The 2,164-nt window shown below is 61.2% G+C and carries 3 protein-coding genes; 2 read left to right on the top strand and 1 reads right to left on the bottom strand.

Translation table 11 applies throughout. From position 1 onward, the window contains the following. Positions 1-179: 179 nt before the first annotated feature. On the bottom strand, positions 180-1,133 hold the full coding sequence (locus ACFFAR_RS31450; protein WP_375509255.1) for a LysR substrate-binding domain-containing protein: 954 nt from the start codon (positions 1,131-1,133) through the stop codon (positions 180-182). A gap of 130 nt (positions 1,134-1,263) precedes the next feature. Between ACFFAR_RS31450 and ACFFAR_RS31445 the strand changes: the two genes are divergently transcribed. Both ACFFAR_RS31445 and ACFFAR_RS31440 read left to right on the top strand, forming a co-directional pair. Then, positions 1,264-1,731 (top strand): CidA/LrgA family protein, encoded by a 468-nt coding sequence (locus tag ACFFAR_RS31445; RefSeq protein WP_174364963.1) that lies wholly within the window; start codon positions 1,264-1,266, stop codon positions 1,729-1,731. 10 nt (positions 1,732-1,741) lie between these two features. Then, positions 1,742-2,164 (top strand): LrgB family protein (locus ACFFAR_RS31440; protein ID WP_375509254.1); only part of this gene is annotated, 423 nt, incomplete at its 3' end.

Below are 2,164 nucleotides of genomic sequence, written 5' to 3'. Positions count from 1 at the left end.
TGCAAACCCGATTGCCGATAACGCAACGGCCAGCGGACGTTTCGCAAACCGCCGTATCGATTTCGCGATTCAAGAGTAATCGTGTGACCGGACGTGGTTGAGTCCGGTTGGCAGATGTAAAAACCCCCGGTCGCGCGTGAGCGCGACCGGGGGTTTTGCGTTGTGCCTTGGCTTGAACGTTATCTCGATGAAGCGTCGCGCACGCGCGCCGGGAATCGTGCCGCCGCGCCCTGCAGGAAGTCATCGCCCAGATTCGCCGGCAATGCCTGGCGGGCGACTTCCAGCCACGCGCGTGCCGCGTTCGACAGATAACCGTTGCGCCGCCAGCCAACCGCCATGTCCCAGTGGATTTCCGGATCGACCACGGGACGACAGGTGAACGCGTTGACATCCAGGCGGCGGCAATACGGCGCCGGCAGCAACGCAATACCAACGCCGGCCTGCACCAGCGCGGCCATGAAATCCCAATGTCCGCTGCGGCTGACGATGGTCGGCGTGAAACCCGCTTCGCGGCACGCGTTCAACACCAGATCGGACAACGCGAGACTTTCGCCGTAAAAAACGAACGATTCCGATGCCAGATCGGCGAGCGGCACGTCAGTCATGGTGTCCCAGCGCGAACCCTTCTGCGCGACGAGCCACAGCAATTGCCGGCTGACGGGCAGCACATCGAACGTGGCGAGATCCACGGGTTCCAGCACACCGCCGAGTTCCAGTTCGCCATCGATCAAAGCAGCCTCGATGGCCTTCGACCCGCGCTCGAACAGCTTTAATTCCACCTTCGGATAACGCTTTTTAAACGCCGCGATGGCCGGCGTGAACAGCGATCCGCCCATAGGCGGGATTCCGATGGTCAGCGTGCCGCGCCCGAGTTTGCCGAGATCGTTGAGTTCGGCTTCGAGTTGCGCGTGCGCCGCGAGGACTTCGAGTCCGCGCTGATAGACGATCTGGCCGGCGTCGGTGAGGACCATCTGGCGGCTTTCGCGCAATAGCAACGGGGAGCCGATTTCGTCCTCGAGCGACTTCACCATCTTGCTGATGGTCGGCTGTGTGACAAACATCTTTTCCGCAGCCGCGGTGAAGCTTTTCTGCTTCACGACCTCAACGAAATACCGCAACGATCGCAGCTCCATACGCGCCTCTTAGATTCCAAGTTGGAATGCGGTCGATAAGTTTAAGTCATTTTAATTATATTTAGGCGCACGCTATATTCGACTAAAGGTTAACCCTTATTTTTACTACGTCACCGCCGCAAGGCCCGTCATGATCGTTCTCGCCGCCATTTTGCCGTTATCAAAATTCGTCACCCGCACTCGGGCGCCGCTTGGCCGGTTCATGCGGATCGCATTGCAGAGCGCCGCACTGGCGGGCATCTGGCTGGTCGCCGATCTCGCCGCGCGCACCTTCCATTTGCCGGTTCCGGGTGGTGTTATCGGTTTGCTGGCGTTGCTCGCGCTGTTGTTTTGCGGCGGAATTGCGCCGCGCTGGGTGAAGGCCGGCGCGGATTGGCTGTTGACGGACATGCTGCTGTTTTTCATTCCCGCCGCGGTGGCTGCCGTCCAGTACGGCGGCCTGTTTCGCGAAGACGGCTGGCGCCTCGCGCTGGTCGTGGTGTTCGGCACGCTCATGGTCATGATCGCGGTGGCATTTGCCGTCGAACATGCGTCGAAGCTCGAACGCCGACTGGAGTTGCGCCGCATCACGAGCGCCCGCCAGGCCGCGCGCGGCTGAGCCGAGCCCGATGCCACACTTCTACGATTCCCTTTTGTCCGATGACACCGCCGGCCTCATTGCGGCGGGTTGCTTCGTGCTGACCGTGGCGTTGTACTTCGGCTTGAAGCGCCTGTACGCCCGATTCCGCCGGCCCTTGCTCACGCCCATGCTGACCGTCCCCGCCGTGCTTGTGGTGATCGTCATGGCTGCGCGCATTCCGTACTCCGTTTATTTCGCCGATACCCGCTGGCTGATGTGGCTGCTCGGGCCGGCCACCGTGGCCTTTGCCGTCCCCATCTTCGAGTACAGGCATCTGCTGAAAAAGCATTGGTTGTCGTTATCGGTAGGTGTGACGGTCGGCATTCTGGTGGGCGTCGGCGGGTCGCTGGCGCTGGCGAAGCTGCTGCATTTATCGCCGGAATTGCAGCGCAGCCTGTCTACGCGTTCGGTT

The sequence above is a fragment of the uncultured Caballeronia sp. genome (genome assembly GCF_964243625.1).
In the GTDB taxonomy this organism is placed as follows: domain Bacteria; phylum Pseudomonadota; class Gammaproteobacteria; order Burkholderiales; family Burkholderiaceae; genus Caballeronia.
The sequence above is the reverse complement of the archived record's forward strand: the minus strand, read 5'-3'. Positions and strand labels throughout refer to the sequence as shown.